The following is a 10,657-nucleotide window of genomic DNA, read 5'->3' as shown; positions in this document are numbered from 1 at the left end:
GGGGTTTTCCCCGGGGCCCGGCCCTTTGCCGTGGGTGTGGCCGTTGGGGGCGGGACCCGGGTGAGCGGGGGGTCTGCGGCGGGCCGTTCCCCTACCTATCCCCAGGCTCTCGACTCCGTTCGAGCAGGGGAGGCCCCACCCTTCCCGCGACCGAGGCTCCGCCCCGGGCCCCGCTCATCGATCGCCGGAGGGGCTTGAAGGGTGAAGGCGGGGTGCTGGGAGGCACCTGCGGCCTGGGAGCTCAAGGGCCGGACGGGTGCCCTTGAGGGGCGGCAGGGGCATGGCCGGACGGGCTGGAACGGCGAAGGGCCCGGCCGGAACGTGTCCGGCCGGGCCCTTCAGGTGTGATCCGGGTTACCGGTTCACTGCTCCGTCTTGCGGAGGCGGAACGTCAGGGCCAGGCCCTCGTCCTCGAACGGGGTGCCGTACGTCTCGTCCGCCTCGCCCTGCGCGTAGTCCAGGGCCAGGACCTCGTCCGCGATCAGTCCGGCGTGCGCGGTCAGGGCCTCGGCCGTCGCGGGCGACGCCGACGTCCAGCGGACCGCGATCCGGTCCGCCACGTCCAGGCCGCTGTTCTTGCGTGCCTCCTGGATCAGCCGGATCGCGTCACGGGCCAGTCCCGCGGCCCGCAGCTCCGGGGTGATCTCCAGGTCCAGGGCGACCGTCGCGCCCGAGTCGGACGCCACGGACCAGCCTTCGCGCGGGGTCTCCGTGATGATGACCTCGTCGGGGGCCAGGGTGACCTGCTCGCCGTCGACCTCCACCGAGGCCGTGCCCTCGCGCAGCGCCAGGCTCAGCGCGGCGGCATCGGCGTTCGCGACGGCCTTGGCCACCGCCTGGACGCCCTTGCCGAACCGCTTGCCCAGCGCGCGGAAGTTCGCCTTCGCCGTGGTGTCGACCAGCGAGCCGCCGACCTCCGAGAGGGAGGCCAGGGAGGAGACGTTCAGCTCCTCCGTGATCTGGGCGCGCAGCTCGGGGGTGAGCGACTCGAAGCCCGAGGCCGCGACCAGGGCCCGCGACAGCGGCTGCCGGGTCTTGACCCCCGACTCGGCACGCGTGGCCCGGCCCAGCTCCACCAGGCGGCGAACCAGCGCCATCTGCGAGGAGAGCGCCGGGTCGATCGAGGCCGGGTCCGCCTTCGGCCAGTCGGACAGGTGGACCGACTCCGGGGCGCCCGGGGTGACCGGGACGACCAGGTCCTGCCAGACCCGCTCCGTGATGAACGGGGTCAGCGGGGCCATCAGCCGCGTGACCGTCTCCACGACCTCGTGCAGCGTGCGGAGCGCGGCCTTGTCGCCCTGCCAGAAGCGGCGGCGCGAGCGGCGGACGTACCAGTTGGACAGGTCGTCGACGAACGCCGAGAGCAGCTTGCCGGCGCGCTGGGTGTCGTACCCCTCCAGAGCCTTGGTGACCTCGTCGACCAGGGTGCCGAGCTCGCCCAGCAGCCAGCGGTCCAGGACCGTGCGGTCGGCGGGGGCCGGGTCGGCCGCGGACGGCGCCCAGGCCGACGTACGGGCGTACAGGGCCTGGAAGGCCACCGTGTTCCAGTAGGTGAGGAGCGTCTTGCGGACGACTTCCTGGATCGTGCCGTGACCCACGCGGCGCGCGGCCCACGGGGAGCCGCCCGCCGCCATGAACCAGCGGACCGCGTCGGCGCCGTGCTGGTCCATCAGCGGGATCGGCTGGAGGGTGTTGCCCAGGTGCTTGGACATCTTCCGGCCGTCCTCGGCGAGGATGTGGCCCAGGCAGACCACGTTCTCGTAGCTGGACCTGTCGAAGACGAGCGTCCCCACGGCCATCAGCGTGTAGAACCAGCCGCGTGTCTGGTCGATGGCCTCCGAGATGAACTGCGCCGGGTAACGGCTCTCGAAGATCTCCTTGTTCTTGTACGGGTAGCCCCACTGTGCGAACGGCATCGAACCCGAGTCGTACCAGGCGTCGATGACCTCCGGGACGCGGTACGCCTCCAGCTGGCAGTTCTCGTGCGAGCAGGTGAACGTGATCTCGTCGATGAACGGGCGGTGCGGGTCCAGCTCGGACTGGTCGCGGCCGGTGAGCCCGGAGAGCTCGGCGCGGGAGCCGACACACGTCAGGTGGTCGTCCTCGCAGCGCCAGATGGGCAGCGGGGTGCCCCAGTAGCGGTTGCGGGACAGCGCCCAGTCGACGTTGTTGTTCAGCCAGTCGCCGAAGCGCCCGTTCTTGACGGACTCCGGGAACCAGTTGGTCTTCTCGTTCTCCTGGAGCAGCCGGTCCTTGACCGCCGTCGTGCGGATGTACCAGGACGGCTGCGCGTAGTACAGCAGGGCCGTGTGGCAGCGCCAGCAGTGCGGGTAGCTGTGCTCGTAGGGGACGTGGCGGAAGAGCTTGCCGCGTGCGTCCAGGTCCTCGGTGAGGGCCTCGTCGGCCTTCTTGAAGAAGACGCCGCCGACCAGCGGGAGGTCCTCCTCGAAGGTGCCGTCGGGGCGGACCGGGTTCACCACGGGAAGGCCGTACGAGCGGCAGACGAGGAGGTCGTCGGCGCCGAACGCGGGGGACTGGTGGACCAGACCCGTGCCGTCCTCGGTCGTGACGTACTCGGCGTTGACGACGAAGTGCGCCTCGCTCGGGAACTCGACGAGCTGGAAGGGGCGTTCGTACGTCCAGCGCTCCATCTCGCGGCCGGTGAAGGACTCGCCGGTGAGCTCCCAGCCCTCGCCGAGCGCCTTCTCGACCAGAGGCCGGGCCACGACCAGCTTCTCCGCGCCGTCCGTCACGACGACGTAGGTGACGTCGGGGTGCGCGGCGACGGCGGTGTTGGAGACCAGGGTCCAGGGGGTCGTCGTCCAGACGAGCAGCGCGGCCTCGCCGGCCAGCGGTCCGCTCGTCAGCGGGAAGCGTACGAAGACCGAGGGGTCGACGACCGTCTCGTACCCCTGGGCGAGCTCGTGGTCCGAGAGGCCGGTGCCGCAGCGCGGGCACCAGGGGGCGACGCGGTGGTCCTGGACCAGCAGGTCCTTGTTGAAGATCTCCTTCAGCGACCACCACACGGAGTCGACGTACTCCGGGTCCATCGTGCGGTAGGCGTCGTCGAGGTCGACCCAGTAGCCCATGCGGGTCGTGAGCTCGGAGAACGCGTCGGTGTGCCGGGTGACGGACTCGCGGCACTTCGCGTTGAACTCGGCGATGCCGTAGGCCTCGATGTCCTTCTTGCCGCTGAAGCCCAGCTCCTTCTCCACCGCGAGCTCGACCGGCAGGCCGTGACAGTCCCAGCCGGCCTTGCGGCCGACGTGGTAGCCCTGCATGGTGCGGAAGCGCGGGAAGACGTCCTTGAAGACGCGGGCCTCGATGTGGTGGGCCCCGGGCATGCCGTTGGCGGTCGGCGGGCCCTCGTAGAAGACCCACTCGGGGCGGCCCTCGGACTGTTCGAGGCTCTTGGCGAAGACCTTGCTGTCGCTCCAGAAGTCGAGCACGGCGTGCTCGAGGGCGGGCAGGTCGACCTGGGCGGGTACCTGGCGGTACTGCGGCGATGTCATGAGCGGGCTTCCTCCGGCGGACGTCTTCCACTTCCGTCGGAGGGACGAGAGCCGGATCAGCTCCCGCGGTACCACCCTCCTTGGCCCCGGGCGTGAGCCCGTGGCCCCCTCATTGGGGTCGCGATGCCGGTTCTAGTGGCCTTGACCCGTGGGCGGAACCCACTGTCCAAAGCGTTCTTCCGGCGACTCCGGGGTGATCTTCACGGCGCGCTCGCCCCCGGGCTTCCACCGTCCCCGGGTCGCTCCTGGCTGCGTACGACGCTACTCGTCCCATCCATGCCTCTCGCTGCGGCCAGTGTACGGGCCCTCACGCGCGACGGCCGACCGGTTTTGACCCCACCGGCGCACGAGAGGGGCTTGCACCCGAATGGCCAGTCGGGACGGAACGGAGTCCCGGAGAGCGCGCGGGGGCGGATTACAGCGCGGGGAGCTGGGCACAACGGTTGCAGGCGCGCCACCGCCAGGCCGTGGGGAGGGGCGAACCGGCGGCGTGCCCCGTTGCCGCGGGGCTGGGGTCGATTTATCGTCCCAGCACGATTCGCGTGCAAGATCACAATATGTGAAGGGGCCGCGGCCATGGTGGCGAAGAAGACCGCCGTATCGAGAACGGCGTCCGCGAGATCCAAGGCTGCGGCTGCCGAGGAGGAGACCGGGAGCACCGGCGAGGAGGCCGGTCCGGAGGCGGGCCGGGAGAAGCCGGTCAGGAAGACGGCGAAGAAGTCGGCCGCCGCCAAGAAGTCGGCCGCCGGGAAGAAGACGGCCGCCGCGAAGAAGAGCGCGGCCAAGAAGGCGTCGAAGAAGGCCACGGGGGCGGCTCAGGCCGCCGAGCAGACAGGAGTCCACACGGTGGTAGCCAAGAAGAGCGCGGCCCGGACCACGGCTGTCGGAGAGGGCACCGCGACAGCGGTCCCCCCGGCCAGGGCAGGCGTGGCGACGGCGCCCGCAGACCTGGCGGTCAGGCCGGGGGAGGACCCCTGGACCCCGGAGGAGGTCGACGAGGCGCGGACCGGGCTGACCGGAGAGGTCCTGCGGCTGCGCACCGAGCTGGAGGCGTCGGGCGAGGCGCTGGCCGGCTTGATGCGCGACTCCGGGGACGGGGCGGGCGACGACGACGCGGACACCGGCACGAAGAACATCACCCGTGAGCACGAGCTGTCCCTGGCGGCCCACGCCCAGGAGACCCTGGACCAGACCGAGCGGGCCCTCGCGAGGCTCGACGCGGGGACCTACGGGCTCTGCGAGGTCTGCGGGAAGCCGATCGGCAAGGCGCGGATGCAGGCCTTTCCCCGGGCCACGCTCTGCGTGGAGGACAAGCAGAAGCAGGAGCGGCGCGGCTAGGGCCTCTCGTTCGCCGAAAGACCCCAGGGCCTCCGGTTCCTTCCTCCCTCCGGGGCCGGACCGACCGGTTCCGTCGGTCCCGGTCGGTCCGGATCCGGACGGGAGGCTCCGTGCTCCCGGATCCGACGGGGGACCCGGAGCCGGAGGAGCCCCGGGGCAGCACGGGGCCTGAGGCCCCTGACCACCGGGGTGTGTCGTACCCTCGTCCTCAGTCAGGTACCTAGGGTTGAGGGACTCACGTGGCAGAGGCGGAGCGCATCATCGGTACGCCGGACATTCCCGATGCCGAGGGGGCCGACGGGGCCGAGCCCCAGCAGCCCTCCGAGGGCTCGACCCGGGCCGGGAGCGACGACACCGGCAGCGGCCGGGGCAGGAAGAAGATCCTGGTACTCCTCGGGGTGGCCGTCCTCGCCTACCTGCTGGACCTGATCAGCAAGATGATCGTGGTCGCGAAGCTGGAGCACGAGGAGCCCATCGAGATCTTCGGTGACTGGCTGAAGTTCGACGCGATCCGCAACGCGGGTGCCGCGTTCGGGATCGGCGAGGCGTTCACCGTGATCTTCACGGCCATCGCGGCCGTCGTGATCATCGTGATCATCCGGCTGGCGCGCAAGCTCTACAGCCTGCCCTGGGCCATCGCCCTGGGCCTGCTGCTCGGCGGAGCGCTCGGCAACCTCACCGACCGGATCTTCCGCGCGCCGGGCGTCTTCAAGGGCGCGGTCGTCGATTTCATCGCTCCGGCGCACTTCGCAGTCTTCAACCTCGCCGACTCCGCCATCGTGTGCGGCGGAATCCTCATCGTGATCCTTTCCTTCAAGGGCCTGGACCCGGACGGCACCGTGCACAAGGACTAGTGGGCGCAAGGCATACTCGACTGGTGAGTACGTATCCCGAGGTCCGCACCCTGCCCGTACCCGACGGCCTGGAAGGCGAGCGTGTCGACGCCGCCATCTCCCGGATGTTCGGTTTCTCCCGCACCAAGGCCGCCGAGCTGGCCGCTGCCGGGAAGGTGCAGGTGGACGGCGCGGTGGCCGGGAAGTCCGAGCGGGTGCACGGCGGTGCCTGGCTGGAAGTGGAGATGCCGCAGGCCGCCGCTCCGGTCCAGATCGTCGCCGAGCCCGTCGAGGGCATGGAGATCGTCCATGACGACGACGACATAGTCGTCATCATGAAGCCGGTCGGCGTCGCCGCCCACCCCAGCCCCGGCTGGACCGGCACCACCGTCATCGGCGGGCTCGCCGCTGCCGGCTACCGCATCTCGACGTCGGGCGCCGCCGAGCGTCAGGGCATCGTGCACCGGCTGGACGTCGGCACCTCCGGCCTGATGGTCGTGGCCAAGTCCGAGCGGGCCTACACGCTGCTCAAGGCACAGTTCCGCGACCGGGTCGTCGAGAAGAAGTACCACGCGCTGGTGCAGGGCCACCCGGACCCGATGAGCGGCACCATCGACGCCCCCATCGGCCGCCACCCGCAGCACGACTACAAGTGGGCCGTCACCGCCGAGGGCAAGCCCTCCGTCACGCACTACGACCTCATCGAGGCCTACCGCTCCGCCAGCCTGCTCGACATCAAGCTGGAGACCGGGCGCACGCACCAGATCCGCGTGCACATGTCCGCGCACCGTCACCCCTGCGTCGGCGACCTGACCTACGGCGCCGACCCCACGCTGGCCAAGCGCCTCGGCCTGACCCGGCAGTGGCTGCACGCGGTCCGGCTCGGCTTCGAGCACCCGGCCGACGGCAGCTGGGTCGAATTCGAGAGCAGCTACCCGGACGACCTGCGCCTGGCCCTCGAAACGATCGTGGCGGAGAGCGAATGACCCCCGGAGCAGCCCCGTACAGCACCCGCAGGGCTCTCGACGAGAGCGACCTCGCTGCATGCTTCCAGGTCCGCAAGGACGTCTTCGTCGGTGAGCAGCAGGTGTCCGAGGAGATCGAGTACGACGCCCATGACGCCACCGCGGTGCATGTCGTCGCAGTGGCCGCGGACGGCTCCGCGCTCGGCACGGGACGGCTGCTGCACGGTGAAGCCGCTGCGGGGAAGACAGGTGGCGACCACGCCGTCGGGTCCCTCGGCCGGCTCGCCGTGACCCGCGAGGCCCGTGGGCTGGGCGTCGGGGCCGCGCTGGTCCGCGCCCTGGAGGACGAGGCCCGCGCACTGGGCCTCGCCGCCGTGGACCTGCACGCCCAGACGCACGCGCTCGGCTTCTACGAGCGGCTCGGCTACACGGCGTACGGCCCCGAGTTCCCGGACGCCGGGATGCCGCACCGGGCCATGCGCCGCACGCTCTGACCGCGGCCCGCACGGGAGTGCCACAGGTCCGCCGGTCCCACGTGGCACGCTGGGAGCCCTGACCGGCTGATCAACGGGCCCCGGAGGCCCGGCGCGCTGCGGAAGGCACAACGTGGACCAGATGGCACTGCTGCTCCTGCTCCTGCTCGGAGCGGTGGTCACGGTCCCGCTGGGTGAGCGCCTGCGTCTCCCGGCACCGATCCTCATGACCCTCGCCGGGATCGTCATGGCGTTCGCCAGCTTCGTCCCCGACGTGGACATCCCACCGGAGTTCATCCTCCCCGCCGTCCTGCCGCCGTTGCTCTACGCCTCCGTGCAGCGCACCTCCTGGCGGCAGTTCGCCGCCAACAGGCGGCCGATCTTCCTGCTTGCCGTCGCCCTCGTCTTCGTCACGACGGCCGCCGTGGCCACGGTCGCCCACGCGATAGTGCCCGGCCTGCCCATCGCCGCGGCGGTGGCCCTGGGCGCGCTCGTCGCGCCGCCCGATCCGGTCGCGGCGACGGCCGTGGCCGGATCGGTCGGACTGCCGCGCCGGCTCGTGTCGATCCTGGAGGGCGAGGGGCTGTTCAACGACGTCACGGCCATCGTCCTCTACCACGTCGCGATCGCCGCCGCCGTCAGCGGCACCTTCTCCCTGCCCGCCGCGTTCGGGCTGCTCGTCCTCTCCGCGGTGGTGGCCGTGGTGGTCGGCCTGGTGCTCGGCTGGCTCACCATCAAACTGATGGGGTTCCTGGGCGACGCCACCCTCCAGGTCGGCCTTACCCTGCTCGTGCCGTTCGTCAGTTACGTCCTCGCCGAGGAGCTGATGGGCTCGGGCGTGCTCGCCGTCCTCACCACGGCGCTCTTCCTCGCCGAGCACACCGCCGACGCCGACGACGTCCTCGGGCGGCTCACCGGCCGGTCCTTCTGGGAGATCGTCGACACCCTCGTTACCGGCGTCGCCTTCGGCCTGATCGGCCTCGAACTGCACAACGTCTTCGGCACGGCCGACGGACGCGAACTGCGTCTGCTGGGCTGGGGGCTCGCCGTCGTCGCGGTCGTCGTCGGCGTACGCCTCCTGTGGCTGCTGCCCGCGACCTGGCTCGCCAAGCGGCTGCACACCCGCCGCGACTACAGCGAGGAGATCCCCACCAGCTGGCGCGAGACCGTCATCATGTGGTGGGCCGGAATGCGCGGAGTGGCCTCCGTCGCGCTGGCGCTGGCGATCCCGCTGGAGACGGACGACGGCAAGCCGTTCCCCGGACGGGACGAGATCGTCTTCATCGCCTTCGCCGTCATCATGGCCACCCTCGTCATCCAGGGCCTGACCCTGCCGTGGCTCGTACGCAAGCTCGGCGTCCGGGCGGACACCGACGCCGAACAGGCCCTGGAGCGCGACCTCGCGCTCCGGGCCGCCGCGGCGGCCAAGACCCGGCTCAAGGAGGTGCAGAACACCGAGGAGCTCCCGGAGGAGGTCCTGGAGCGGCTGCAGCGCGCGGCGTACGACATCGGGGCGCGGATCAGTCCCGACATGGTCGACGAGGAACGGCGGGAGGCGTACGCGCAGCGCGCCGAGCGGTTCAAGGAGATCGGCCGGATCCAGCGCGAGATGATGTCGGCCGCCCGCCACGCGGTCCTCGCCGCCCGAAGCGAGCCGGGCTCGGACCCGGAGGTGGTCGACCGGGTGCTGCGCTTCCTGGACGTACACAGCCTGCGCTGACGGCTCCCGCCCGCCCGCGGCGGTTCAGCCGCGCCCGGTGCGAGGGGCCTTTTCCGGGGTCGGCACCTGGCCGTTGGCGGGGATCCGGCCGGTGTCCGCGCCTGTCAGCTCGCGCCAGTGGTCGCCCGGCGGCAGCGCCGCGGGAGACGTCACGATCCGGGGCAGCGCGTACGGGTGGTGGTCACGGAGCCAGCCGATCATCTGCTCCCGCACGGCGCAGCGCACCGTCCAGATGTCGTCCGCGTCCTTCGCGGTGACCACCGCCCGCACCTCGATGGTCGTGGGGGTGGTGTCCGTGACGGCCAGGGACCAGTCGCGGCCGTCCCAGGCCGCGCAATCGCCGAGGACGTCGCGCAGCCGGTCGCGCATCGCGGCGATCGGTGCCGAGTGGTCGAGCTGGAAGAAGACCGTGCCCGCCATCTGCGCCCCGCCGCGTGACCAGTTCTCGAACGGCCTGCTGGTGAAGTAGGACACCGGCATCGTGATCCGCCGCTCGTCCCAGGTCCGTACGGTGAGGAAGGTCAGTGTGATCTCCTCCACCGTGCCCCACTCGCCGTCCACCACCACGGTGTCGCCGATCCGGACCATGTCGCCGAAGGCGATCTGGAACCCGGCGAAGAGATTGCCGAGGGTGGACTGGGCGGCGACACCGGCGACGATGCCGATCACACCGGCCGAGGCCAGCATCGAGGTGCCGACCGTGCGCATCGCCGGGAAGGTGAGCAGCATCGCGGCGATCGCGACCGTCGCCACCACGGCGGTGACCACGCGCTGGATCAGCGTGACCTGCGTCCGGACCCGTCGGACACGGGCGGGATCGCGGGACGACGTCGCGTAGCGGGCGTACGAGGACTGCACGACGGTGGCCGCGACGCGGATCACCAGCCAGGCCGACGCCGCGATCAGAACCAGGGTCAGGACCTGGCCGATCCCCGCCCGGTGGTCCCGCACCACGTCGAGCCGGATCTGGTCGAAGCTGGCCCTCAGCAGCGCGGTGCAGAGCACCACTTGCAGGGGGGGCCGGCAGAGCCGGAGCAGGCCCCACAGCGGCGTCTCGTGGTGACGGCTGTCGGCGCGGCGCAGCAGCACATCGACCAGCCAGCCCATGACCAGCGTGATCAACAGGGATCCGCCCACCACCAGCAGCGGCGTCAGTACGTTCTCCATTCCCTCGTCCTCCAAGCGTCGGGGCACAGCTGGCAACATGGGCCTCATGAACATCATGCTTTTCCACTCGACCTTTGGTCTGCGGCCCGCTGTGCACGCGGCTGCCGACCGGCTGCGTGCGGCCGGGCACGAGGTGCGCGTGCCCGATCTCTTCGAGGGGCACACCTTTGACACCGTCGAGGAGGGAATGGCCTTCAAGGAGCAGGTGGGCAAGGACGAGCTGCTCAAGCGCGCCGTCCTGGCCGCCGCGCCCTACTCCGACCAGGGCCTCGTCTACGCGGGATTCTCCTTCGGGGCGTCGGTCGCGCAGACCCTCGCGCTCGGCGACGCGAACGCCCGCGGGCTGCTGCTGCTCCACGGCACGTCGGACATCGCCGAGAACGCCTCGGTGGACGAACTGCCCGTACAGCTGCATGTGGCCGACCCCGACCCGTTCGAGTCGCACGACTGGCTGACCAGCTGGTACCTCCAGATGCAGCGGACCGGCGCGGACGTCGAGGTCTACCGCTACCCGGGCGCCGGCCACCTCTTCACCGATCCGCAGCTGCCCGACTTCGACCAGGACGCGGCCGAGCTGGCCTGGAAGGTCTCGCTGGGCTTCCTCGCCACGCTGTAGTCACGGGACAGCGGCCACGGGAAAGGGCCGCGC

8 protein-coding genes are annotated in these 10,657 nt (G+C 71.1%); 6 read left to right on the top strand and 2 right to left on the bottom strand.

Annotated features, from left to right (window positions below; genetic code table 11):
- Nucleotides 1-362 precede the first annotated feature (362 nt).
- On the bottom strand, nt 363-3,512 hold the full coding sequence (ileS, locus tag ACFWFI_RS35575; RefSeq protein ID WP_387398571.1) for an isoleucine--tRNA ligase: 3,150 nt from the start codon (nt 3,510-3,512) through the stop codon (nt 363-365).
- 576 nt (nt 3,513-4,088) lie between these two features.
- Between ileS and ACFWFI_RS35570 the strand changes: the two genes are divergently transcribed.
- The 5 genes from ACFWFI_RS35570 to ACFWFI_RS35550 all read left to right on the top strand — a co-directional run bounded on the left by ACFWFI_RS35570 (nt 4,089) and on the right by ACFWFI_RS35550 (nt 8,841).
- The gene (locus tag ACFWFI_RS35570) at nt 4,089-4,850 is read left to right on the top strand and encodes a TraR/DksA family transcriptional regulator (protein ID WP_387398569.1); all 762 of its coding nucleotides are present in this window, start codon (nt 4,089-4,091) and stop codon (nt 4,848-4,850) included.
- A 239-nt stretch (nt 4,851-5,089) separates the two neighbouring features.
- Complete coding sequence (gene lspA, locus ACFWFI_RS35565; protein WP_387398567.1) at nt 5,090-5,704, top strand: signal peptidase II; 615 nt, start codon at nt 5,090-5,092, stop codon at nt 5,702-5,704.
- 23 nt (nt 5,705-5,727) lie between these two features.
- Nucleotides 5,728-6,669 (top strand): RluA family pseudouridine synthase, encoded by a 942-nt coding sequence (locus ACFWFI_RS35560; RefSeq protein ID WP_387398565.1) that lies wholly within the window; start codon nt 5,728-5,730, stop codon nt 6,667-6,669.
- Nucleotides 6,666-7,142, top strand: coding sequence for a GNAT family N-acetyltransferase (locus ACFWFI_RS35555; protein ID WP_387398563.1), 477 nt, complete (start codon nt 6,666-6,668; stop codon nt 7,140-7,142). Before ACFWFI_RS35560 ends, ACFWFI_RS35555 begins: the two co-directional genes overlap by 4 nt.
- A 112-nt stretch (nt 7,143-7,254) precedes the next feature.
- Nucleotides 7,255-8,841 carry a Na+/H+ antiporter gene (locus ACFWFI_RS35550; RefSeq protein WP_387398561.1) on the top strand — a complete coding sequence of 529 codons (1,587 nt, stop codon included), beginning with the start codon at nt 7,255-7,257 and terminating at the stop codon, nt 8,839-8,841.
- Between the two features lie 24 nt (nt 8,842-8,865).
- Here ACFWFI_RS35550 and ACFWFI_RS35545 read toward each other — a convergent pair whose 3' ends face one another.
- Entirely contained in the window at nt 8,866-10,008 is a 1,143-nt protein-coding gene (locus tag ACFWFI_RS35545) for a mechanosensitive ion channel family protein (protein WP_387398559.1), read from the bottom strand.
- 37 nt (nt 10,009-10,045) lie between these two features.
- On the opposite strand from ACFWFI_RS35545, the gene ACFWFI_RS35540 reads away from it, so the two are divergent.
- Nucleotides 10,046-10,624, top strand: coding sequence for a dienelactone hydrolase family protein (locus ACFWFI_RS35540; protein ID WP_387398557.1), 579 nt, complete (start codon nt 10,046-10,048; stop codon nt 10,622-10,624).
- Nucleotides 10,625-10,657 lie beyond the last annotated feature (33 nt).

The sequence above is a fragment of the Streptomyces sp. NPDC060209 genome (assembly GCF_042728155.1).
Classification (GTDB): domain Bacteria; phylum Actinomycetota; class Actinomycetes; order Streptomycetales; family Streptomycetaceae; genus Streptomyces.
The sequence above is the reverse complement of the archived record's forward strand: the minus strand, read 5'-3'. Positions and strand labels throughout refer to the sequence as shown.